At 34.2% G+C, this 22,924-nt stretch carries 22 protein-coding genes; 4 read left to right on the forward strand and 18 right to left on the reverse strand.

All coding sequences use genetic code 11. The features are described from left to right. Window positions 1–12: 12 nt before the first annotated feature. Window positions 13–369, reverse strand: a complete 357-nt coding sequence (locus LBU54_RS00770; protein ID WP_224524101.1) for a hypothetical protein — start codon at window positions 367–369, stop codon at window positions 13–15. A 69-nt stretch (window positions 370–438) separates the two neighbouring features. On the opposite strand from LBU54_RS00770, the gene LBU54_RS00775 reads away from it, so the two are divergent. After that, on the forward strand, window positions 439–957 hold the full coding sequence (locus LBU54_RS00775; RefSeq protein ID WP_224524103.1) for a CvpA family protein: 519 nt from the start codon (window positions 439–441) through the stop codon (window positions 955–957). On the opposite strand, the gene LBU54_RS00780 is transcribed toward LBU54_RS00775, so the two are convergent. The 14 genes from LBU54_RS00780 to LBU54_RS00845 form a co-directional block, all read right to left on the reverse strand. Beyond that, window positions 954–1,583 carry a carbonic anhydrase family protein gene (locus tag LBU54_RS00780; protein ID WP_224524106.1) on the reverse strand — a complete coding sequence of 210 codons (630 nt, stop codon included), beginning with the start codon at window positions 1,581–1,583 and terminating at the stop codon, window positions 954–956. The two genes, LBU54_RS00775 and LBU54_RS00780, sit on opposite strands and share 4 nt — an antisense overlap. 22 nt (window positions 1,584–1,605) lie before the next feature. Further along, window positions 1,606–3,468 (reverse strand): SulP family inorganic anion transporter, encoded by a 1,863-nt coding sequence (locus tag LBU54_RS00785; protein WP_224524107.1) that lies wholly within the window; start codon window positions 3,466–3,468, stop codon window positions 1,606–1,608. 39 nt (window positions 3,469–3,507) lie between these two features. Then, window positions 3,508–4,281 (reverse strand): universal stress protein, encoded by a 774-nt coding sequence (locus LBU54_RS00790; RefSeq protein WP_224524126.1) that lies wholly within the window; start codon window positions 4,279–4,281, stop codon window positions 3,508–3,510. A 10-nt stretch (window positions 4,282–4,291) separates the two neighbouring features. Continuing rightward, the gene (locus LBU54_RS00795) at window positions 4,292–5,872 is read right to left on the reverse strand and encodes a SulP family inorganic anion transporter (protein WP_224524128.1); all 1,581 of its coding nucleotides are present in this window, start codon (window positions 5,870–5,872) and stop codon (window positions 4,292–4,294) included. Window positions 5,873–5,947: 75 nt separating this feature from the next. Further along, a complete protein-coding gene (locus LBU54_RS00800) occupies window positions 5,948–6,280 on the reverse strand; it encodes a hypothetical protein (protein ID WP_224524131.1) in 333 nt (110 codons plus the stop codon). A gap of 9 nt (window positions 6,281–6,289) precedes the next feature. Further along, window positions 6,290–7,045: a tetratricopeptide repeat protein gene (locus LBU54_RS00805; protein ID WP_224524145.1), complete on the reverse strand. Its 756-nt coding sequence runs from the start codon at window positions 7,043–7,045 to the stop codon at window positions 6,290–6,292. Window position 7,046: 1 nt separating this feature from the next. Then, window positions 7,047–8,819 carry a BatD family protein gene (locus LBU54_RS00810; RefSeq protein ID WP_224524146.1) on the reverse strand — a complete coding sequence of 591 codons (1,773 nt, stop codon included), beginning with the start codon at window positions 8,817–8,819 and terminating at the stop codon, window positions 7,047–7,049. 17 nt (window positions 8,820–8,836) lie between these two features. Next, on the reverse strand, window positions 8,837–9,667 hold the full coding sequence (locus LBU54_RS00815; protein WP_224524147.1) for an aerotolerance regulator BatC: 831 nt from the start codon (window positions 9,665–9,667) through the stop codon (window positions 8,837–8,839). Window positions 9,668–9,726: 59 nt separating this feature from the next. Then, window positions 9,727–10,764 (reverse strand): vWA domain-containing protein, encoded by a 1,038-nt coding sequence (locus LBU54_RS00820; RefSeq protein WP_224524148.1) that lies wholly within the window; start codon window positions 10,762–10,764, stop codon window positions 9,727–9,729. Continuing rightward, the gene (locus tag LBU54_RS00825; RefSeq protein WP_224524149.1) at window positions 10,757–11,761 is read right to left on the reverse strand and encodes a vWA domain-containing protein; all 1,005 of its coding nucleotides are present in this window, start codon (window positions 11,759–11,761) and stop codon (window positions 10,757–10,759) included. The genes LBU54_RS00820 and LBU54_RS00825 overlap by 8 nt, the downstream gene beginning before the upstream one ends. Beyond that, complete coding sequence (locus LBU54_RS00830) at window positions 11,761–13,470, reverse strand: BatD family protein (protein WP_224524150.1); 1,710 nt, start codon at window positions 13,468–13,470, stop codon at window positions 11,761–11,763. The genes LBU54_RS00825 and LBU54_RS00830 overlap by 1 nt, the downstream gene beginning before the upstream one ends. A 3-nt stretch (window positions 13,471–13,473) precedes the next feature. Continuing rightward, a complete protein-coding gene (locus tag LBU54_RS00835) occupies window positions 13,474–14,340 on the reverse strand; it encodes a DUF58 domain-containing protein (protein WP_224524152.1) in 867 nt (288 codons plus the stop codon). 76 nt (window positions 14,341–14,416) lie between these two features. Further along, window positions 14,417–15,418, reverse strand: a complete 1,002-nt coding sequence (locus LBU54_RS00840) for an AAA family ATPase (RefSeq protein WP_224524155.1) — start codon at window positions 15,416–15,418, stop codon at window positions 14,417–14,419. Between the two features lie 147 nt (window positions 15,419–15,565). Continuing rightward, a complete protein-coding gene (locus LBU54_RS00845) occupies window positions 15,566–16,375 on the reverse strand; it encodes a DUF4382 domain-containing protein (RefSeq protein ID WP_224524157.1) in 810 nt (269 codons plus the stop codon). Between the two features lie 177 nt (window positions 16,376–16,552). Between LBU54_RS00845 and LBU54_RS00850 the strand changes: the two genes are divergently transcribed. The 3 genes from LBU54_RS00850 to LBU54_RS00860 are packed head-to-tail and all read left to right on the forward strand — an operon-like array spanning window position 16,553 to window position 19,337. Beyond that, window positions 16,553–17,416: an aldo/keto reductase gene (locus tag LBU54_RS00850; protein ID WP_224524159.1), complete on the forward strand. Its 864-nt coding sequence runs from the start codon at window positions 16,553–16,555 to the stop codon at window positions 17,414–17,416. Window positions 17,417–17,427: 11 nt separating this feature from the next. Continuing rightward, a complete protein-coding gene (locus LBU54_RS00855; protein WP_224524161.1) occupies window positions 17,428–18,180 on the forward strand; it encodes an SDR family NAD(P)-dependent oxidoreductase in 753 nt (250 codons plus the stop codon). 23 nt (window positions 18,181–18,203) lie between these two features. After that, window positions 18,204–19,337 carry an ATP-binding protein gene (locus tag LBU54_RS00860; RefSeq protein ID WP_224524164.1) on the forward strand — a complete coding sequence of 378 codons (1,134 nt, stop codon included), beginning with the start codon at window positions 18,204–18,206 and terminating at the stop codon, window positions 19,335–19,337. Between the two features lie 217 nt (window positions 19,338–19,554). Here LBU54_RS00860 and LBU54_RS00865 read toward each other — a convergent pair whose 3' ends face one another. The 3 genes from LBU54_RS00865 to LBU54_RS00875 all read right to left on the reverse strand — a co-directional run bounded on the left by LBU54_RS00865 (window position 19,555) and on the right by LBU54_RS00875 (window position 22,891). Continuing rightward, complete coding sequence (locus LBU54_RS00865; RefSeq protein ID WP_224524166.1) at window positions 19,555–20,748, reverse strand: DUF1501 domain-containing protein; 1,194 nt, start codon at window positions 20,746–20,748, stop codon at window positions 19,555–19,557. Window positions 20,749–20,758: 10 nt separating this feature from the next. Then, entirely contained in the window at window positions 20,759–22,129 is a 1,371-nt protein-coding gene (locus LBU54_RS00870) for a DUF1800 domain-containing protein (protein WP_224524167.1), read from the reverse strand. A gap of 150 nt (window positions 22,130–22,279) precedes the next feature. Beyond that, complete coding sequence (locus tag LBU54_RS00875; RefSeq protein ID WP_224524168.1) at window positions 22,280–22,891, reverse strand: hypothetical protein; 612 nt, start codon at window positions 22,889–22,891, stop codon at window positions 22,280–22,282. Window positions 22,892–22,924 lie beyond the last annotated feature (33 nt).

Below are 22,924 nucleotides of genomic sequence, written 5' to 3' on the forward strand. Positions count from 1 at the left end.
ATTTATAAAAACTTAGTCGATATATTCAGTTTCAACAAAATAGTTCACTATTGCCTCTTTCATAAGAACACTTTGTTCACCTGCCTTTAAAAATGGTAACTGCTCTTTTACTTTGTAATGTGGCCAACCTTCATCATCTACAAAATCAAATTCGTAGAATCCATAAGGTTCGAGTAATTTACAAATTGCAATGTGCATCAGATCTAACTTATGGTCTTTTTTATATTCCCTATGCAATTGCCCTAATTCTTGTACACCAATTAAATAAATAATCGCATCTAAATCTAAAGTATCACCATCAGCGAACTGCTTTGATAGTTTTTCAACAACCAAATCCCATCTTTCCTTTAATTGCTCGTCTCTTGCCATAATTTATCTGTCACTTGCATCGTTATAAGATTAGCAAAGTTAATTTATATTTGCTTAAACCACTATTATATGGGTATTATTGATATCGTTTTGGGGGCACTGCTTTTGTTTGGTCTTATTAGAGGTGCTATGAAAGGTTTATTTGTAGAAATAGCCTCATTGTTGGCACTTGTTTTAGGTATTTATGGTGCAATTCATTTTAGCTATTTTGCCGCAGGATTTTTAGAAACAAAAGTGGATTGGAGCGAAAAAACAATCAATATTGTGGCATTTGCCATAACTTTTGTAATCATTGTTCTAGCTATAAGTTTAGCTGGTAAAGCACTAACTAAATTGGCTGATTTTGCGGCCTTAGGCTTATTAAATAAACTTTTAGGCGGTGCATTTGGTGTCTTAAAAATAGGACTTATTTTAAGCATTCTTCTAATTGTATTCAACAAATTAAACCGAACACTTCCATTTATAGACCAAGAAGATATTGAGGAAAGTATACTTTATGAACCTGTGAAGTCATTGGCTCCAATGCTTTTCCCAACTATTATTAAAAGTGAGGTCGAACACAATGGAACTGAAAAGTCAAACGTCTAAAGTATCATTACCTTACCTGTGTGTAAACTATAAACCCCACCAACAATAGCAATTTCTCCAAAATCTTCCATTTCGGCTAGAATCGGACTTTTTGTCCGAATACGCTCAATTGTTAACCTAACATTATTTTCTACTGTTTTAGCAACAAATTCCTTATTTGACGAGTTGGCTTCTCCCTCAATCTCATTAACTGATTTTCTGACGGCAGGCTTTATGTTTTCTAACATGGCTGTAATGTTTCCTAACTCTACACCATCACAAGCGGCTTTTACCGCACCACAACTTTCGTGACCAAGTACCAATATTAATTTGCTGCCAGCTACGTTACAAGAGTATTCCAAACTACCTAATATGTCGGTATTTTCAAAATTACCTGCAACTCTTGCAACGAAAATATCTCCAATAGCTTGATCTAAAATCGTTTCTACAGGTACTCTTGAGTCTATACAGGATAATACAACAGCTTTAGGATATTGGCCCGTGGTAGTCTGATTTATTAGCGAGGCATTATCTGAACCTTCTGGTATACCTTCAACAAATCTCCTGTTTCCATTTAGTAAATCCTGTAGCACAGCATTTGGTGTTAAGGCGTTTTGTTGGTCTTTTGTGATTGCTGTTTTCTTCATTAGTACCTGTGATTTTGATTAATTAATATTTATCCTCAACATTTTGCTTAATCCACCTTAGACAGGCTTCAAATTGGTCAAATATGTGTTCCTCTGGAATAAAGTCTGGAATAATGTCTATACGCTCCATCATATACCTTGGTTGCTCTAGTAATCCAACAAATAAGACCTCTACATTCTTTGTTTTTAAATCTTGAATCATATCCTCCATGGCATAAAGCCCAGATTGATCCATATACTGCATTCTTTTCATTCGCATTATTACATATGAAGCTGTCTCTGGAATTTGAAGTGAGAGTACCTGAAATTCATTTGTTGAACCAAAGAATAACGGTCCTCTCAAATGTTTAATAAATACCTCTTCCTTTAAAGCCTCTGGAAAACCAATTTCATCGGGCCATTTTTCTTCTTGTAACGATATGACATCACTTCTCTTGGCAGTTAAATCACCTATTTTCTTCATAAACATAAGTGATGCAATTACTAAACCGATACCCACAGCATAAACTAAATTCCAAAATGTAGAAAGTAATAATACAACTAGCATTATAATTACTTCAGAACTAAGTCTTATTGGACCAATTTTAATATCTCTAGGCAAATTAGGTATTGCTTTTAAACCTTTGTAATCCATTACGCCAATACCAACGGTAATTAGAATACCTGCTAGAACTGCTGCAGGGATTTTTGATGCCAGCGGTGCCATCGCCAACAGTATAAAAAACAATAATATACCAGCTATCATACCTGATAGCCTTGTTTTACCGCCAGCATTGATATTAACCACTGTTCTAATGGTTGCTCCTGCTCCTGGAATACCACCAAAAATTGATGCTACAGTATTTCCTATTCCTTGCCCAATAAGTTCCTTATCGGGTTTATGCTTGGTTTTTGTCATATTATCCGCAACAACACTGGTTAGCAATGAATCTATTGCTCCTAAAAGTGCAAGTGTCAAAGCTGTAAAAATATAAGGTGATATATTGTTTACATTAAAGTTAGTAAAGATTTCAAGTCTTGGTAAAGGCAGTTCTTGTGGGATAGTCGGAATTGGTTTATAGTTAAAACCACCTAGAATGGCGATCGATGAAACTAAAATTAGAGCAACAAGTGTGCTGGGAATCTTGGTTGTGATTCTTTTAAAACCATAGATGACAAAAATAGTTCCTAAAGCTAGGATTAACTCGAGCCAATTTATGTTCTTTAGTGCTCTTGGTAACAATTTTATAGCACCAAGTACACTTTTTGATTCTTTGTTTGCAAGATTTATGGATTCAGCTACAATATCTTCTTCTGTAATTGCTTTAGACTTTTCAATGGTCTTATTATATTCCTCCAATACCAATATTCCATCTACAGCTTCATCTTTTATAATTTTTTCTAGAATCACTTCTTCAGCCTCTGGCCTAAATTTAATTACAAATTCATTGTCCTGACTTGCATTATATCCGAGTATTGGTAGTAGTTGCGTAATTAAAATCATAACTCCAATAGCTGTCATAAAACCAGATACAACAGGATATGGTATATATCTAATATATTTCCCAACTCCAATAACGCCTAATACTATCTGCATCAAACCAGCCAACAAAAAAACGGTAAGTATTGCCGGCAATGCATTCTCTACACTGCCACCATAGGCACCAATTAAACCTGCAATAACAACCATACTCAAGGCAGTCATTGGCGCAGTAGGCCCCGAAATTTGCGTATTTGTACCTCCAAAAAGTGCGGCAAAAAAACTTATGAAAATAGCACCATATAATCCTGCACTTGGCCCCAACCCGGACTGGACTCCAAATGCCAATGCCAAAGGCAGTGCAACTATTCCAGCTGTTATTCCGCCAAAAGCATCGCCTTTTATGTTTGAAAAAAAGTTCTTCATACGATCTACAACACAGAAATATAATTATAGAATAAGATATTAAATGATGAGGATTGATACATTAACACGTTTTATAATGTCCTTGATAGTCTTGTTTTTATTAAATGCTTCGGTTCGATTTAAACATAGCAAGTTTACTCTGCTTTTAGGGATATAGCTAGATATATTTGAAATAACATCAGTTGTATCTTCAAACACGTATTCAACAGCCTTCTTGGATAGGAATTGATCTAAATTTTCTGGCGTACTTCCTATTTTAAACAATTTAATAGGTGAGATGGCATTTTGAACCAGTGCCTTAATAAGGCTACCATTAATACCAGAACCGTCTTTATTAAATATTCCAATGCTTAAGTCATTATCAGGAGAAAAATTACTGTTATGTGATACCACTAATACAGCTCCTTTATGTGACTTTAAAACAAAATCTATAATATTATCGCCAACGAAACTTAATCGGTTAGACTTTCGTTTGCCCAAAACAATAATATCCGGTTTAGACTTTTTGACAAAAGTTTCAATTTCATTTTTGATGTTTCCAAAACTGTACTTGTAATTTACTTTAGTTTTATGCTTCTCTGCTAAAGGATCTAGAAGTTTTTTAATTTTTTTCTTAGCAATTATAGTGCTTTCGTTTATTGATCTTACAGCAGACAATTGACTTTCTGTCTTAACCAATTCTGTTGGCTTTTTCACATGTAAAAATTCCAAATCGCCCTGAATCATTTTTGCCAATGCTATAGCGTTATTTAAAACAATCGGTGTCGATGATTTTAAATCAGAAAGAATTAAAATTTTTTGGTTTCTTGCCATAATTCTCGTTTTAAACTGGCTTTGGTTTTAGTTTAAAAAACTCCACAAAACTTTCTGGGTTTTCTATTACACCTCTCTTAGAAACAAGTTTTATGTCTATGTGCCTCTCCTTTGCTTTTACTGAAAAGTCGTCTAATATTTCAATAATATCATTATCTAAATATGTTGTGTTTTTGACATCAAGCTCTAAATAGGTATTCCTAGGAAGGCTATAAAGTTCTTTCAATATCGCACCCTTATTAAAAAAGGTAACTTCTTCTGCAAATGTCATTTTTATTTTGTGCTTACCGTTGCTCTTATCTTCAATATGTAAAAAATGTGAGTTTTGGTAACTCTTGATTAAGATTACAACAATACCAACTGCCATTCCCATACCAATTCCCTTTAGAAGATCTGTAAAAACAATGCCCAATACAGTTACCACAAAGGGTATAAACTGTTTCCACCCAAGTTCGTACATTCGAACGAATAATGAAGGTTTTGCAAGTTTATAGCCAACTATTAATAGAACAGCTGCCAACACTGAAAGTGGTATCATATTAAGCAATTTTGGAATGAGCATTACCGAAATGAGTAATAAGAAACCATGAATAATTGCGGATATTTTACTTCTGCCACCAGATTGTATGTTGGCAGAACTCCTAACAATTACCTGAGTAATTGGTAGACCTCCTATTAATCCAGATAGAATGTTACCAGTCCCTTGAGCTAATAACTCACGATTGGTTGGTGTCACATTTTTGTGAGGATCTAATTTATCTGTAGCTTCAACACATAAAAGCGTTTCTAAACTTGCAACCAAGGCAATTGTAAAAGCTATAATCCAGATCTCCGGATTTGTAATCTCTGTAAAATTTGGAAAGCTAAATTGTCCTAAAAATGACTGCACTCCATCTGGTACCGGAACGCTAACAAGATGCGATGTCGCAATACTCAAGGTTTCATGAGACTTTGTTAATACGTAAAAAACTATACCAATAATCACGGCCACCAATGGTCCTTGGACAATTTGAAAGAATTTACCTTTTTTAGAAAGCAAATTACCCCAAAGTATTAAAATCCCTAAAGAAACTAATCCAATTAATGCAGAGCCCGGTTGAATGTAATTAATTGTATTTAGAATTTCTGAAAAAGTATTTTGCCCGTCTACTTGCAAAAAAGCGAAATCACCTTCAGGGTCAGCATCATAGCCGAAGAAATGCGGTATCTGTTTCAATATTATGATAATTCCTATACCTGTAAGCATACCTTTAATAACTGATGACGGAAAATAATACCCTATAATACCTGCTCTTAAAAAACCAAAAACTAATTGAATAATCCCACCCAATACTACCGCGAGCAAAAAGTTTTGATAGCTTCCTAGCGTAGCAATTGCAGCTAGGACAATAGCAGCTAAACCAGCTGCGGGACCACTTACTCCAATTTTTGACCCACTCAGTGACCCTACTACAATACCACCTACTATCCCTGCAATTACTCCAGAAAATAGTGGTGCACCACTTGCAAGAGCTATACCCAAGCACAAAGGCAGCGCAACGAAGAATACGACTATACTGGCAGGTATGTCATTTTTTAAATATTTGAACATTTTTATATGCATTATCTAACTGTCATGTTTCAAACAGTTAATTTGATTATTGATTTAGAAAGTTTTATAGAATAGTTAAAGGGTTAACTCAGGAGGCGGTGAAATAATATTAATTAAAGGCTTATTATACAAACCATGAGTAAAAACAATTCTATCCTTTTTCAATAAAGAATAATCGATTTGTTCTGCACTAGTAGTCTGGTCTTGAATAAGAATTTTAAAAGTTTCACTTTCTTCTTCTTCTCCAAGACCATCAAGCATAGATATATCAATAGAATTATCTATCGAAGTAATAATGGTCGGTGCACTTATTATCGTAAGGAATAACGTCACGATAAAAAATGCTGTCAGCTTTTTTAAAGTCATAGGTTGTTGTACTAACAAATAAAATTCTGCTAGTATTTTCACTAAATATAGTTAAAAATCGCTCAACAACTTAATGTCTTGTGCTCTAATCCAGCCAATTGAATTGTCTGATAATTGAATTTTACTCCAATCCTGATAGTTATCCAGGACTTGTACCTTGGTACCTTCGTGCAGTCTAAAAACTTCTTCACTTGATGTATTGGGATCTGCCTTAACTCGAGATTCTTGTGCAAAGACTATTGCAGGATTATCTCGATTATCCAATCTTGTCTTTTGAAAAGCCATTGCTACTGATACGCAAGCCATAAATAGACAGATAGTACTTATTACAAAAGCGAGTCGCTTCCTTGATGTTGCCTGAGCGAAATGGTAAAGCAAAAACAGTATCACAAAAATAAAAACACCAAAAATGGCAATTGTCGCCCAAATATCAGCCGAAAATGTGTTTACTAAATTCTTAATTATCCTTGAGAATCCAACATCCGGAACTTTATCTATGGCATCTATAGTCATATTCTGGGCAAACGCCAAGTTGTTTTTAATTTCTTTGTCCTTAGGGTCTAACAAAAGTGCTTTTTCGTAATAATATACACTTGGTGCTATATTATTGAGTTTGTAATTTGCATTTGCAAGATTAAAGTACAATTCTGCTGAATGTACATCAGATTTCAGAATTACCTCATACTTATCTATAGCCTCTGCATATTTACCGTTATTGTATAATGCATTTGCTTCCTCAAACAATTGTGTGTTTTGGCTAAACCCAAAAATTGAAAAACAAAATATCATTATTGTTAATATGCGCATCCTATCGTATTTGTTTATCCAAAGTTGAGATTGTTTTTGCTGCCTTATCATAATCACTCTTTATAGTATCATGTGGTATTGGTGTATATCGTGCCAATTCGCAACTTTCTAAAATTGAAAGAAAGTCTGTAATAATTGTAGATTCTACATTCCGTTTTGAAAGGAGTGATTCAATCTTTTCCTTATTAAAATCGCTAGTTTCTATATGCAATTTTGCTTTAAGGTAATTATGAAGAGCTTTCTCTAAGGCAACATAAAACAGTGCTTTATCATTTAGGTTCTTTTTAGCTTCACTCAAGTATCTACGCGCTAATTTGTCTGCTTTTCTAATTTTATTTCCTTGAACGTCTGCATCACGCTCTTCTTTCTTTCGCCTAACAAAAATGGCAAAAGGTATGGCTAAAAAAGGTAATAAAAGTAAGGACCAGAATGTATTGGAGTTAAAAAATGGTGTGCTTTGCTTATTTATCCAGTTTGCACTGGTTTTAATGAATGCAAATGTGTTTGAATTTGGCCTTACCGGTTGTTTACTTGTTGGGGGTTCGGAAGAATCTGTAGTTGCTATTGTTGCCGTTGGACCTTCAAGTACATCAACAACCAATTCATCTGATGTTATACGTTTATATGATTCTGTATTCAAATCAAAATATGAGAAAGAGATTGACGGAATTGGGTACTTTCCTTTAAATTGTGGCACAATGGTATAGGTGTCTGAAATTGTACCTTGCATACCACTTAGATTTGTACGAACACTTTCTTTATGTTCAGGCTCATATACTTCTAAAGAACTTGGTACTGTTAATTTTGGAAGCTCAAATAACTTTAAATTTCCTTCTCCAGAGACTTCAATTTTTGCTTGTAGCGATTCTGTGGCATTTAATTGATTTTTAGTAGTCGTTATACTAAAAGTAAAATCACCTACAGCACCTTTAAAATCGGAAGGTTTACCAGATTCTGGCAGAGGTTTTACATTTATAGTTCTGCTACCTGCAGTAACTGTCTTTGGCACCTTTGTCATAATAGGTCTACCAAAAATATCTGCTCTTCCCGTTGGGACCTCAACTGTTATATCTAATACAAGAGGTTCTAGTTTTAGCTTACCTGTTTTTTGAGGATATAAGACCGTTTTTCGCAATATAACATACCTGTAATCTTCACCCTTATAAAGTCCCTTTTGAATATTTAAGCCCTTAATTTCAATATTTTGGCTCCAAAAATCATTGTATCTTGGATTGTCTTTTTCTCGCCAATTACTTACACCTGTTTCTGGTGACACGTAGAGTTTGTAAACCACAGTAATTGCCTCGTTTAGATAGGGATTACTTTTTGAAACCTCTGCTACCAAATGAATATTTTGTGATGCAATATCCGAGGCATCAGAATTTCCATTTGGCTTGTCTACAGCGGCAGTAACTGTAATGGTAACTGGAAACGTTTTATAGATTTCGCCTTCGATTTCTATAGTAGCTTGTTTTATAGTGAATTTCCCTCTTTTTTTTGGTGCTAAAAAATAACTGTAAGTCTTAGTATAAGATCGTTTACCATTTAGCCACGAATTACTCACAGATGTATTTGGTCCGCCAACAACATCAAAATCCCTAAAACTCGGCGGCACAAAATTATCACCGTCCTTATTCATTTCAAAATCAATTCTTAGTCGCTCATTAACACCCAGTTTAGTCTTGCTTACCTTAGCTTCAAACTTAACTTGAGCCGTGACTAATCCTGTAAATAAAATTAAAGCTACTAATGATATGTGAAACTTAAAATTCATTAAATAATAAAGGTTAATTACCAGTCCTTTTCTGTTTTAACCTTGGCGCCTTTTTGTTTTTCGGCATTGATTTTTTCTTGAACTTTTTGTTCTTGATTTTGCATGGCTTCGAGGATGTTCTTTATTTGCTGTGGTGACATTTGGCCAGGTTTAGGTTTTTGCTTTTCGTTTTTATCCTTGTTATCCTCGTTCTTGCCATCATCATTTTTATCATCCTTAGGCTTACCATTTTCATCTTCTTCTTTATCACCTTCCTTCTTGTCCTTATCGCCTTCGTCTTTTTGATCTTTATTATCCTGATTCTCGTCTTGTTTTTTTTGTTCGTCTTCGTTGTTCTGTTCTTGTTCTTTATCCTTATCCTCTTTGTTGTCTTCGCCTCCACCATCTTTCTGTTGCTCCGCGCATTCTTTGGCCAATGCAAAATTATATCTGGTTTCTTCGTCGTTTGGATTGTTTCTTAAGGCATTTTTAAAAGCTTCGACAGCTTGTTTGCACTGCTCATTTTGCATTAAAATATTTCCAATGTTGTGAAATGCCCTGTGCTTTTCGTCTTTGGTTTTTGCGTTACTCGCCGCTTCTTGGCTTCTATATAAGGCTTCATCTAAACTACCATTCTTATAATATGAGTGTGCCAAGTTATAGGCGCCAACAGCTTTGCTTGGTGCTTCAGATATTGCTTTTCGGTATTCCATTTCAGCCTCCACAAAATTATCATCGCCCAAAAGTGAATTGCCTTTGTAAACCAAATTAGTTGCTTTCTTTTCGGCCTCGATTTGTGCTTTGGACTTTTCTTGTGAAAATCCAATAAACGAAATTAACCCTATAATGACTATTAAATAATATTTCATTTGTATCATTCTTTATTTAAAATTAGCAAACCCTATTATTAACTACCGTTAAAGAATAATTAAAAATTTTCATTGAAAAGATTTAACTTTTTTAGCCATGCTGTTTTTCGCTCTAAAAAGAATATATCCACAAATAATAGTAAAATACTTAATCCTAAAAACCATTGAAACTGATCTTTGAAATCTGCTATTTGTTTAGATTCAAATTCTTTTTTATCCATTTTATCCAACAAATCCTTTATAGTATCCACAACCTCTGTCGTGTTACTCCCATTTATATAAATACCGTCTGTTTCCTGAGCAATCTCCTTAAGTGTTGCTTCATCCAATCTTGTAATTACGGTTTCACCGTTTTGGTCTTTTTTATAGTTAAGGACAACACCGTTTCGTTTAATAGGAATAGGGCCTCCTTTTACATCTCCAACTCCAACTGTAAGAATTCTAATCCCTTCATCATTTGCCTCTTCAGCAATATCAACAGCCTCACCTTCATGGTCTTCACCATCTGATATTATTATAAGTATTCTATTGGTTTGCTCTTCATCATCATAATAGGTCTTAGCCAATTGTATGGCTTCACTTATCGCTGTCCCCTGAGATGAAAGCATATCAGTATTCATGTTTTGAAGGAACATTTTTGCTGACGCGTAATCTGTGGTAATTGGCAATTGTGGAAACGCTTTACCAGCATATGCAATAATACCAACTCTGTCACTTGCTAAGCTATTGATAATTTGCGTTACTAACTGCTTAGACTTTTCCAGTCTATTGGGTGCTATGTCTTCTGCCAACATGCTTTTCGAAACATCTACTGCAAATACAATATCTACCCCTTGACTCCTTACTGTCTCAAGTTTAGTGCCTATTTTTGGATTTACCAATGCCAAAGACAAACACCCAAAAGCACCACATAACACCAATACTTTAAGGGTGCTTTTAAATAACGACTGATTTGGACTTAGTCGTCTCAATAGGTGGTTGTCAGCAAATTTTTTCTGTGCTTTGCGTCGCCATACTTGGACAATCATAAACACTAGCATTATTACTGGTATTACCAGTAAAGTCCAAAACCATATTTTTTCATCGAGTCTAAACAAAACTTCTGAATATTGTATTTCTGAGCAACAATTCTAAAAGCAATAACAATCCTGCAAGTAGAACGAGTGGTCTATATTTTTCTTCGTAATTGTAATATTTTTTTTCTTCTATTTCGGTCTTTTCAAGCTTATTTATTTCGTTGTAAATCTCTGCTAGTTTCTTATTGTTTGTAGCCCTAAAGTACTTGCCTCCGGTTACCTCAGCAATCTCTTCTAATAAGTCCTCATCAATTTCAACTTGTTGTCTACCATATCTAAAAGTACCATTTGGATTTATAGCTATTGGCGATAGTGCCATTCCGTTAGTCCCCAAACCAATAGTATAGACTTTTATACCATATTCAACAGCTAATTCACTTGCGATTTTTGGATCAATGAAACCAGAATTATTAACTCCGTCTGTAAGTAGTATAATTACTTTACTTTTTGCCCTACTGTCTTTTAATCTATTCACAGATGTTGCCAACCCCATACCAATTGCGGTACCACCTTCAATAATTGTATTATACTTTATATCTCTTAACGACCTTTGAACAATAGACTTATCACTTGTAATAGGTGTTTTTGTATAAGCTTCACCAGCATATTCTACTAGACCAATTCTATCATTTGGTCTGCCATCTATAAAATCTGAAGCAACTTGTTTAAGCGCCTCTAATCTATTTGGTCTTAAATCTTTGGCCAACATACTGGCAGAAACATCAATGGCCATTACAATATCAATACCACGTGTGGTTTTAGTTCGTGTTGAAACATCTACTGTTCTAGGTCTTGCAATAGCCGTAATTAATAGTCCTAAGGCTAGTAATCGTAGTACAAACAAAAGATGTCTAAATGTTGACCAGATTGATGATGTGGATTTAAACCCTTTTATGCTAGAAATTCTTAATTCTGCCGTTTGTTTATTATGGGTAAATACATACCAAACAATCGCTATTGGAATTAACAGCAATAACCAGAACAATTCTTTATTTAAAAACTCTATATTCTCAAACATTAGTTTTCCTCTTCTGGATTATTTGGGTTTAGTTCTATTGAATCTATTATACGTTGTACCATTTCATCCGCATATTCATCGTTATCGGGCCATGTAATTATAATTTGCTGAAGTACATTTTCGTTTGAAAAACAGAATAAGGCATACTCCGCATTAACTACTCTATTGGTGTTTGGAATAACAATATTGAAGGTACCGAATGTTTTAAGGCCTTCGGCGCCATTAGGTGTAATAAACTGATCTCTCTTTACGAGTATATCCCTAGCACCCTTTGTTTCAAAGCCCTTGATACTTTCTTCAGAAACTTTTATTAAATCAAAAGTTGGATTTTCTGTCTCTTTCGTTTGTGGTGTAGTTTTTGGCACATTCAACGTTGTTGTGTTTATCGCCACACTAAAAATGTCGAGCATTGTTCCGTATATAAATGTAGTCATGCTCATTTGCTCCTTGGCTTCCTCAGGCAATGGTGCATCAACACGTTTTAATACTCTCGGTGTTTCTATCCAAACTGGTGGAAAACCATAAGCGCTTTTTACCCAATCCCCTTCTAGTAGCTCTTTGCTCTCATGTCCAACTATAGTATCCTTTACATAGCCAAAACCATATTTAATTCCAAAACCAATAATCGTTGCCACAATCAGGAATATTGAAATCAAAACTGTAAGCAATATTTTCTTTCGTTTTTTCTTTTGCTCTAGAGCCTCTTTGTATTGTTTGTCGAGTAATTTTTCTTCTTCTGATGGTTCGGGCAAACACGCCTTTACGTTCTCTATCTCCTTTTCAATAATAGCTCTATCCATCTCTGCCAATGCAGTGTCTGGTTTAGATTTGGCGAATTTTACTAAATCGGCACGCTTTAAAATGGACTCAAGATTTTGGATTGTCTCTTTTTTAAATGGAAATTGATTTCCGTCTTTTAGTAGTTGAAGTCTCATTATGAGCTCATCTGTAGTACTCTCCATGGCCCTGTCATAAACCTTTTCGTCTAAATATTTACGAATAATAAGGGTCAATTCTGAATAGTATTTTTTAATTTCTGAGCTTATTAAAAACTTACTTTCATCAAGTTTCTTAATAGCCAATTTTGCACGGTCATAAGGTGGTAATAATGCAATTTCCTCCTCTACTGATAATGGCTTTTTGCGCCAAATAAACCAATACAAAAGAAAACCTACCAATCCAATCATTAGTATTACTAAAAGCAAATACTTCCACCAGTTACCTCCGGTTTTATCAACCTCAATAATGGGCTTTATGTCATATAATCCTTGCTTAGTGGTGTCTACTTCAATTGTATTGACTTCCACCTTCAAAGAATCGGTAAAAAACGGTTGATCTCCAATTATTATTTTTTGTCGCGGTATGGTAAATGCTCCAGAATCAAACTGAGTTAGCTTGTAGATTCTAGACAATAACAATCTAGAGTCCTTTTTTATGGTATCAATATCCGTCGTCTCAACCGCTTCAAGTGGCAAAAAGGTTTGACCCTCTGGAAAAACAATAAGCGAGGATGAATCTGCTTCAACTTTGATGTTGTACGAAATCTGTTCTCCAATTCTAATTTTAGTCGTATCTACTTCTGTCGTGACCTGAGAAAAAGACTGAGAAATAAACAGTAAAAAGAATATCACTGCTAAACCTGTTCGATATGGTCTGCATGAGTTTCCTGAAATCTTTCTATATAATTTTAGTACTTCCGCTCCAATCATGGATTATCCTCTTCTTTTAAAATAGCCTAGCAATTTTTTTACATAGCTGTCATCAACTCTACAATCTATGGTGCCAGCACCAGACTTTGTAAAACTGTCTTTAAAGTATTCTACTTTTTCTCTGTAAAACTTTTCGTAGTTATTTCTTACCTTTTTTGATGCTGTGTTTACTAAAAGTAATTCACCTGTCTCTTCATCTTCCATTTGGACCATTCCAATATTAGGTATGGTAGCCTCATACTTATCGTAAATCCTTATGCCTGTTATGTCATGCTTACCAGCAGAGATTTTTAAGTTATGCTTATATTCATCTGCAATAAAATCTGACAAAACAAAGACAATCGCTTTCTTTTTCATCACATTAGATAAAAACTTAAAAGCCATGCTAACATTGGTTTTCTTGCTTTTAGGTTTAAATTCTATCAACTCCCTAATAATTCTCAAAACGTGAGATCGGCCTTTTTTAGGAGGAATATAAAGTTCAATCTCATCAGAAAATAAGATGAGCCCAATTTTATCATTGTTCTGTGTTGCAGAAAAGGCCAAAGTTGCTGCTATTTCTGTAACTATTTCGTCTTTGAACTGATTCTTTGTGCCGAAAAATTTACTCCCAGAAACATCGGCCATGAGCATCATTGTGAGCTCGCGTTCTTCTTCAAAGACTTTTACAAATGGCTCGTTATATCGGGCGGTTACATTCCAGTCTATATTTCTAACATCATCACCAAACTGATACTGCCTAACTTCAGAAAAGGTCATACCTCTCCCTTTAAATGTTGAGTGATACTCGCCACCAAAAATATGATCAGACAACCGTCTAGTCTTAATCTCTATTTTTCGTACTTTCTTTAGAAGTTCTTTAGTATCCATTTTTCAATTTTCGATTGAAGATTGTTGATTTACGATTTATCAAAATCGCGATTTCGTTACTCTCAAATCTAAATTCCTATGGTACTTCGATTACGTTAACGATTTTATCGATGATGTCTTCAGAAGTTACATTCTCGGCCTCCGCTTCATAGGTGATACCTATTCTATGACGTAATACGTCATGTACCACAGCACGAACATCTTCTGGAATAACATAACCTCTTCGCTTAATGAATGCATAACATTTTGCTGCAGTGGCTAAGTTAATACTTCCACGTGGCGAAGCTCCAAAAGAAATAAGTGGTTTTAAGTCTGGAAGATTGTATTTTTCTGGATAACGCGTTGCGAAAACGATATCTAGTATATATTTTTCGATCTTTTCGTCCATATAAACATCTCTGACTGCTTCTTGGGCACTTAAAATTTGTTTTGGTGAAACAACAGGGTTTACTTTATCATAAGTCCCTTTTAAATTTGCCCTGACGATTTGTTGTTCTTCATCTAATTTTGGGTAATCAATGATGGTTTTAAGCATAAAACGGTCTACTTGAGCTTCAGGTAATGGATATGTACCTTCTTGTTCAACCGGATTTTGTGTTGCCATAACCAGAAATGGTTTTTCAAGTATAAAAGTTTCATCTCCAATAGTAACTTGCTTTTCTTGCATTGCTTCTAACAATGCTGATTGCACTTTTGCTGGAGCCCTGTTAATCTCATCTGCTAATACAAAATTGGCAAAAATAGGGCCCTTTTTTATTGAAAAATCATTCTCTTTAATGTTATAAATCAATGTACCAATAACATCTGCAGGAAGTAAATCTGGTGTAAACTGAATTCTACTAAATGAAGCATCAATAGCTTTTGACAAGGTGTTAATTGCCAATGTTTTAGCCAGACCAGGCACTCCTTCTAATAAAATATGGCCCTGCCCTAAAAGACCAATAAGCAAGCGTTCTACCATATGTTTTTGACCCACAATTACTTTATTCATTTCAAAAGTTAGTAAGTCTACAAATGCACTTTCTTTTTCTATCTTCTCATTAATTGATTTTATATCAATAGTACTCGTTTCTTCCATAGTTTAAACATTTAATACCGAAACAGCTAAACAACATTTTTCGAAGTTGCAAAGTGTTAAAATTAATTGGTAGTTGCTGTTAACAATTGGTTAAAAAAAAAGCGCGATATCCCAAGAATATCGCGCTTTTCAATAATTTTTTGTTAACTACTCTAGAATAATCGTTCCTAGGTCACTTATCTCTCCCGTATTAACCTCAACATTTTCTATAATCTGAACACTTAACCCAGAATCATTGTCTGGTGCTACTGTAACTGTATATGCTCCCTCTGATAATCCCGGTATTTCAAAATTACCTTCAGAATCGACATAGGTAGATGCCGTATCAATTCCATTAGAAGCTTCAACTTCAACTACGATATCTGTTGGTTGTACATTGCCTATCATCGTTCCAGAATTAATCTCTAAACTTGCCCTTAGCACAGGTTTCAGATTATAATTTCCAGAATTTCCAGCCATAACTATTGATTCATCAACATCAAAATCTAAAACAAAATCATAATTAAACCCAGCTTGAATATCTTGGTTCACCATCACCTTTAAACCGGACTGTTGCGCACTTGGTGTATTTAAACTAATTGGCTCCTCTGCCCCTTCAATTAATAGAGAATTATCATCACCTAGAATTAATCGTATTTGTTTGATTATTCCTGTTTGAATCTCTTCATTATCTAAAAGCTGTAAACTAACCCCACCTGTAAGCTCTAATAAATCGTAAACGCCTGGGTTCAAAATTCCAATTGACTCCCATCCAGAATCTTCTTCAGCAGATTCGGTATTTTCATATTTTATCATTACATCAAGAACCTCAACAAAAACACTTTCATAATCTCCGGGTTCATCAACAAGCCTAATTGATAAATAAGCAGTGTCATCATTATCCTGATAGCTTGTATCATTGCATGACACTCCGATAAATGTCAAGCATGCAATGATATAAAATCTTATATTTTTCATATTTACTCTTTTATTATTTAAATTATATACGTAATGAAGAGATAATTTGGACTTTCAGTCTATTATTGAAAGTTAAAATTAAGCATTAAAATTGGTTGAACTCTATTGATTGAAATATTTCGTTCTGATGATTTTATGTTATTTTTATTGTGCTATTAATATTATAAATCCAGTATATTGAAATACTCTAAAATAATTTCAGGCACCATGACTTGGGGCAGTTGGGGTAAAAATTTGTCTAAAAATGAAATGGCAGATCTTATGAACCACTGTCTATCACATGGTATTACCACCTTTGACCATGCTGACATTTATGGCGCCTACACGACTGAAGCGGACTTTGGAAAAGCCTTTACTGATTCTGGCATAAAGCGAGAGGATATACAACTCATATCTAAATGTGGTATTCAATATATCTGCGACAATAGGGAAAATAAGGTAAAGCACTATGATTATAGCAAGGACTACATTATTTGGTCCGTTGAACAATCTTTGAGCAATTTAAACACCGAGTACCTCGATTTGCTCTTATTGCACAGGCCAAGTCCATTAATGGTGCCGGAAGAAATCGCAGAAGCTATTACTATTTTAAAAAAGGACGGGAAGATAAGAGACTTTGGTGTCTCAAATTTCACACCTTCTCAAATGGAAATGATTGGCTTAAGAATAGACATAGATGTTAATCAAATTGAATTTTCTCTAACTGAGCATTCAGCTATGCACGACGGTACTTTAGATTACATGAAAACTTGTGGGATTAAACCAATGGCCTGGTCTCCACTGGGTAATGTGTTTAAAGACGATAATGAACAAACACGACGTATACACAAACAGCTCGGTGCATTATTAGACAAATACAATGCAACAGAAGATCAATTGCTATTGGCATGGATATTAAAACATCCTGCAGGCATTGTACCGGTTGTAGGAACTACGAATAATAAACGATTACAGCAAGCAATGGGTGCCACAAAGATTGATTTAGAGCTAGAAGATTGGTTCTTAATTTTGGTGGCAAGTCAAGGTCATAAAGTACCCTAATATTAAAAAACATGAAAAAGACAGCATTAATAACGGGCGCTACTAGTGGAATTGGTCGCGCTACAGCACACGTTTTTGCCAATCACGGTATAAATTTAATTCTCTGCGGAAGAAGACAAAATAGATTAGACGACATTAAAAAAACACTTTCTAAACAAACAAGTGTTCATACATTAAACTTTGATGTTAGAAACAGATCTGAAACATTAAAGGCAATAGCATCAATCCCTGAAGATTTTAAAACTATTGATATTCTCATAAATAACGCCGGCAATGCTCATGGTTTAGACCCAATTCAAGATGGTGATTTAGATGATTGGGACGCCATGATGGATATCAATGTTAAAGGTTTACTTTATGTGAGCAAGGCGATTATTCCTGGAATGACAAAACGAAACTCAGGTCACATTATTAATATTGGTTCGTCAGCTGGCAAAGAAGTATATCCTAGAGGAAATGTATACTGCGCGAGCAAACATGCTGTTTTAGCTATAACAGAGGGCATGCGTATAGATTTAAACCCATTTGGAATTAAAGTAAGCGCTATTAATCCTGGTCTTGTTGAAACTGAGTTTTCAGAAGTGAGATTTAAAGGAGGCCCAGAAGCAGATAATGTTTATAAAGGTTACAAAGCACTACAAGCAGAGGATATAGCCGACATTATTTATTTCACAATATCACGGCCAGAACACGTTAATCTTGCTGATGTTTTGGTTTTTCCAACCGCTCAGGCTAATTCGGTTACCATAAAGAAAACACATTAGAATTTCCTTTGTTATGAGTTACTATGATAAACAAACGCCTTCTTATTAAAAACCTCTTAGCTCATAACGATGAGAACAGTTTCTATGACAAAAAAAGGAAGGTTGATATTAGTTACAAAGAAGGAAAAGCTAAATTTCTAAAACATATCTGTGCCTTATCAAACAGCAACCCAAAAAACAACTCATATATAGTAATTGGTATACAAGACGAGGATAATAAAATCATTGGAACTGATTTTTTTGATGATAGTAAAATTCAAAACCTTATAAATGCCTATCTGACAAATCCTCCAATTGTTCAGTATGAAAATATACCGTTCCCACATTTACCCGATGATAAGGTTGTTGGTCTAGTAACCATAAGACCAATTGATAAAATTACTTCGCTAAGAAAAAATATTTGGAAATACTATGGAGGCTCTGTTTTCTTTAGAGATGGAAGCATGAGTATGCCTAAGGTATTTGATATTGAGATTAAGGACGTTAATTCTAAAATTGTTTCCGCTATCGAAAACCATGCGCAAAACAATATTGAATTAACTTTAGATGGTGTTTTTGATTTTTTAAATAAGCGAAAGGACTACAACCCAAAATACAAGGTCTTTAAAGAATATTTTGTCCTTTGTTGGTCTGGTGACAGAAAACAGGTTAAAGATGAAGTGTTTTTCTCCAGAGTGGATATTGAACTTATTAATGAGCAGGTCCGTTTATTCTATTCGGCATTGGACGAAGTTTCGATTGCATACAATGATCATTCTTTTTCCATAGTTGAATATGTTAGACTTGGTCTTCAAAATTCGTTTAAATATTATAAGCTAGAAGAAACCAAGATTAGCTTTGAAAATAATGCTAATTATTCAATTGATGCAAATTTAATTTTTAAACCTCCACAATTTAACAAAAAGGTGCTACATCATATTTACAACACGAATAATTCCATTTTAGAAAAATTAGAAAAAGGAATGCGTTTAGCTCCACATGAACTTGGGGATTTAGAAAATTTAGCCGCAAGTTATTTAATTTGCTACCTCAACGGTTTCGAGGAGGCCTTACCTAAATTAGACTATGCTAAGCCTTACATAAAAAAATATAACGAAACCCTTTACAAGTCTTACAAAGAGACGATTAGAATCTTAAGAAAAGTAAGGTATAGTTAAATCTTATCGGCAACTCTGTTTCTTTCGGCTTGGTTTTTTGCATCTTGTCGGTTGAGGGATTGTTAAACTTGCAGATTATACATTTTTTTTTGCTATTCGTCATAAAATTTACTTTCACTGTAAATTTATGTGCATCTTTGAGTGCTATTAATCAATTTATATAAACCTTGTTTCAATGGGAGCTAATCCATCTTGATGCAAGGTTTTTTATTTTGGTTTAGATAAAATTGAGTTTACTAAATGACCTGTTAAGAATTCTTCTGTCATCAACATTAAGCCATTTATCGATTATTGTTGCGTATACTTCTCTAAAGTCAATTTCATATTTCAGATCTCCATTATCATCTAAATCCTTCAAGTCAGCGGGCAAATTATAGAGTCCAGCACGTTTTAAATTATTTCCAACAATAAATAGATTATTAGCAGCGCCATGATCCGTACCATCACTGTAATTTTGTTTGACACGCCTTCCAAATTCAGTGAAAGTTAGAATCAATGTGTCCTTAAAGGTATTATTTAATTTGAGATCTTCTACAAATGTTAAGAGGGCTTCTGAGTAATCTGTCAGTAATTTATTATGCCTTGATTTTTGAGCAGAATGTGTATCGAACCCACTCAAACTTGCATAATAAACGCTTGTGTCAAGCCTTGAATTTATAAACTGTCCTATTACCTTTAACTGATTTGCCAATATTGAATTTTTTGGATAGTTATTTGATAGCTTAGAGCGCAGTGCCGTGTCATAAAGATACTTTGCAGATGATTTTGCATCTATCATTGTTTGGTATAAATATCCGAGATTGTGTTCTGTTAAATGATCCTTGCTGTAATGAGACAGAATTTCATTAAAGTCAGACTCTTGAAGAGACATGTATAACTGCCTAGAATTCTTTACGGCAATACCATTTAAAGAGGCACCTCTTAAAGCCAATGATAAGTGATCATCTACATGAATTGCATTATAAGGTTTTTTACCGTAATGGTCTAGATATCTTCCGACCCAACCAGTATCTAGTATGTTTTCGTGATCACTTGCAGTTTGCCAGATTTCAGAGGAAGTAAAATGCGATCTACTTGGATTAGGATAACCCACATTATTAATAATGCTTAAATAACCCTTGTCATAAAGTTCTTTTAAGGGCTTGAGGTTTTCATTAAAACCTAATTCGTCATTTAATTTTAAAGTGTTACTTTTTTTTATCCCAATTTTTGGACGAGACCTGTAATAAATATCATTAGTTACTGGCACGATTGTGTTTAAGCCGTCATTGCCTCCCTTTAAATGAACTATAACCAATTTTTTATGGCCAATCTTTGATGGGTCGGCATTTTCGAAAACCTTAAGAAAGTTTGGTATTAACAACGCCGAAGTTGCTAGTGAGCTGTTTCTAATAAATTCCCGCCTTTTCATTCTTAATCTTTTAGCACATCTGGTATTCTGGTAATGACATTAATTTTACCAGATTCTTTTTACTTGGACGTTTTCCAAAACTAGATATATACTGTTTTGTTCCACCATTTATATCGCACAATACCAAGGTATTTGTTAATACTTTTAGAGATAATTTCTTTACATTTTCTTTATATGTTTTCCAATCTACATAAACGGTTAGTTTCTCTTGATATTTATTTTTTACAGTCACTACCTTGAGGTTCTTTAAATTTCCTTTGTACTGATATGAATAGCTTTCTTTTTCAAGGAGCATTGAAGGTAGTTTTATCCGTAACATCAAACTATTGGTAGTTATCCAATTTTTTCCACCCTTCCATCCTGCTACATTTGGAGGGAATAGCAAGTATTGGTCTAATAGGCTTTGTAATCTAAAAAGTTCATTGTTTTTTGTAAAATAAACAGGAACTATACGTTGAATTCCCACAATTAAATCGACTGGTGATTTAATCTTTGTTCCTATATTTTTCTTTTCATAAAACCAGTCTGACATAAAAACAAAACGCATTAAACCTTCTATATTATAATCTTGATAAAAGATATCTGTCATTTTTCTAACATTATCTTCATCTAATTCTTCATTTACGAAATAGCTGTAAACTTTTTCACATATATATCGTGCACATTGTTTCTGCTCTAAAATTATATCTATAATATCATCACCATCAAAATTACCAGATTTACCTAAAAAGGTTTTTTCATTGTAATCATGCCATAATTGAATAAACCTAAAACCTCCTTCAAAATTGTAATGATATCCTGTAAAAGCCCTTGCGCATTCTTTAATGTCCTTTTCAGAATAATTCCCCTCTCCGAGAGTGAATAATTCTAACAACTCTCTACTAAAATTCTCGTTTGGACTATTTTTTCTATTTTGGGAGAGGTTCAAAAACCTTATCATCGACGGCTCCTTAGATATCGCCTTCACAAATTCCCTAAAATTACCTAATGCATGGGTTCTGAGAATAGTATTATACGCTAAAACATGTCTGGTAGGCGTGTCTTTGCAGACAAAATGATTCGCCCAAAAAAGGGTCATACGTTCACGCAACACTCTTTTTGTTGTTGCTATTCTTTTTAACCATATTGTATTTAGTATTTTGGTATTCTCTCTATCCTTCTGATTTAATTCTTGCCGCTTCTTTTTGTCATTCCTAACATCTTTACTTGTATAATAATCAAAATACGACAGGTCTTTCTCTAATGGAACTATATCTTTTGACTTTTCAAATAAATCATCAACAATTTGTTCTCTACTGTACTTGGAAAGATCAATTAATTCTTTAGGCTTCAAACCAAAACCTGCACGCCAATAAAGATGTAGTATATGTTTTTGTTCCATACAATTAAGACTGTGTTGACTTCTGATGGTTTAAATTACGAAAAAATGAAAGTAATCTCACTTATTTATTTGAGACAAGAAAACTAAAAAAGTCACAACACATTGCTTCTAAAAGTAAGAACATCCGGGTAAGTGACCTTAGGTGGACTTTTACTTATTTAGAATAGAAGATATTGCATCTTTCCCAACAAAAGAAAATTTAATACCAATACCAATCTGACTAAACGTTCCTTTATCAAAAACGGTTTCCAAAGCGGTTGGAACATCAATATTTGTTTTATCAATACGATAAGCGTAGTCCAGATAAAGCATAAAACCTTTTGCTAACTCGTACGTAAGATAAAAACCGTAACCACGAAAATTTGCTGAGTCTACCTGATAGATACTATTACTTTTTTTATTCTTATATCTTGAAGAACCTATGACAGAAGCCGTTAGGCCGATTCTAAATTTTTCAGTTAGAACGAATTCATAACCAACGAATAAAAAATTCTCTGCAATTCGAGTTCTGTTATACTTACCTACCACTGTCTGATCTTTTACATCAAAATAGCTTGCGCCTAAAGAACCTCCGACAAAGAATTGTTTATAAACATATATTTGAATTTTAAAACTAAAACCTCCTTTTCCACGTAATCCTTTACCAATAAAATTGTCACCCGTTTCAATTGGGTTGTGGTTACCCAAGGAATAAGCTATATAGCGTTGTTTGGTGTTTAAAACTGAATCCTTTAGCGCGCCAAAATTCTCTTGTGAATTCAAATTTATAGTGCATAGGCATACTAAAAAACAAAT

Source organism: Winogradskyella alexanderae, assembly GCF_020166335.1.
In the GTDB taxonomy this organism is placed as follows: Bacteria; Bacteroidota; Bacteroidia; order Flavobacteriales; family Flavobacteriaceae; genus Winogradskyella; species Winogradskyella alexanderae.

What these genes read in the sequence shown, in the direction of transcription:
- LBU54_RS00770 (WP_224524101.1), bottom strand. Translation starts at nt 369, where the DNA reads ATGGCAAGAGACGAGCAATTAAAGGAAAGATGGGATTTGGTTGTTGAA.
- LBU54_RS00775 (WP_224524103.1), top strand. Translation starts at nt 439, where the DNA reads ATGGGTATTATTGATATCGTTTTGGGGGCACTGCTTTTGTTTGGTCTT.
- LBU54_RS00780 (WP_224524106.1), bottom strand. Translation starts at nt 1,583, where the DNA reads ATGAAGAAAACAGCAATCACAAAAGACCAACAAAACGCCTTAACACCA.
- LBU54_RS00785 (WP_224524107.1), bottom strand. Translation starts at nt 3,468, where the DNA reads ATGAAGAACTTTTTTTCAAACATAAAAGGCGATGCTTTTGGCGGAATA.
- LBU54_RS00790 (WP_224524126.1), bottom strand. Translation starts at nt 4,281, where the DNA reads ATGGCAAGAAACCAAAAAATTTTAATTCTTTCTGATTTAAAATCATCG.
- LBU54_RS00795 (WP_224524128.1), bottom strand. Translation starts at nt 5,872, where the DNA reads ATGTTCAAATATTTAAAAAATGACATACCTGCCAGTATAGTCGTATTC.
- LBU54_RS00805 (WP_224524145.1), bottom strand. Translation starts at nt 7,045, where the DNA reads ATGCGCATATTAACAATAATGATATTTTGTTTTTCAATTTTTGGGTTT.
- LBU54_RS00810 (WP_224524146.1), bottom strand. Translation starts at nt 8,819, where the DNA reads ATGAATTTTAAGTTTCACATATCATTAGTAGCTTTAATTTTATTTACA.
- LBU54_RS00815 (WP_224524147.1), bottom strand. Translation starts at nt 9,667, where the DNA reads ATGAAATATTATTTAATAGTCATTATAGGGTTAATTTCGTTTATTGGA.
- LBU54_RS00825 (WP_224524149.1), bottom strand. Translation starts at nt 11,761, where the DNA reads ATGTTTGAGAATATAGAGTTTTTAAATAAAGAATTGTTCTGGTTATTG.
- LBU54_RS00830 (WP_224524150.1), bottom strand. Translation starts at nt 13,470, where the DNA reads ATGATTGGAGCGGAAGTACTAAAATTATATAGAAAGATTTCAGGAAAC.
- LBU54_RS00835 (WP_224524152.1), bottom strand. Translation starts at nt 14,340, where the DNA reads ATGGATACTAAAGAACTTCTAAAGAAAGTACGAAAAATAGAGATTAAG.
- LBU54_RS00840 (WP_224524155.1), bottom strand. Translation starts at nt 15,418, where the DNA reads ATGGAAGAAACGAGTACTATTGATATAAAATCAATTAATGAGAAGATA.
- LBU54_RS00845 (WP_224524157.1), bottom strand. Translation starts at nt 16,375, where the DNA reads ATGAAAAATATAAGATTTTATATCATTGCATGCTTGACATTTATCGGA.
- LBU54_RS00855 (WP_224524161.1), top strand. Translation starts at nt 17,428, where the DNA reads ATGAAAAAGACAGCATTAATAACGGGCGCTACTAGTGGAATTGGTCGC.
- LBU54_RS00860 (WP_224524164.1), top strand. Translation starts at nt 18,204, where the DNA reads ATGATAAACAAACGCCTTCTTATTAAAAACCTCTTAGCTCATAACGAT.
- LBU54_RS00865 (WP_224524166.1), bottom strand. Translation starts at nt 20,748, where the DNA reads ATGAAAAGGCGGGAATTTATTAGAAACAGCTCACTAGCAACTTCGGCG.
- LBU54_RS00870 (WP_224524167.1), bottom strand. Translation starts at nt 22,129, where the DNA reads ATGGAACAAAAACATATACTACATCTTTATTGGCGTGCAGGTTTTGGT.